Here is a 246-nt window from a genome sequence, read left to right on the forward strand (position 1 = left end):
GTGTAAATAAGGTTGAAGTATTCAAACAAACATCTTTTGCAACCCATGTATTAGTGTAAGTTCCAGAGTTTACACAGGAACCAGCCATAAAGCTTCCGCTTGTTTTGGTATAGGTTACAGTTCCTCCACAATTATCGGTAGCTATTGGTGCAGCTGCCTGAGCGGTAGCCAAACCTGAAAAATCACTACATTGTAAAGTTGCATCTAAAGAAGCTGCAGCAGTTGTCCACATTGGCGCAGTAGTAT

General features: G+C 41.5%; 1 protein-coding gene. It reads right to left on the minus strand.

All coding sequences use genetic code 11. From position 1 onward, the window contains the following. Positions 1–246 (minus strand): hypothetical protein (locus DMB68_RS23525; protein WP_165830206.1); only part of this gene is annotated, 246 nt, incomplete at both ends.

The organism is Flavobacterium hydrophilum, from assembly GCF_003202405.1.
GTDB lineage: Bacteria > Bacteroidota > Bacteroidia > Flavobacteriales > Flavobacteriaceae > Flavobacterium > Flavobacterium hydrophilum.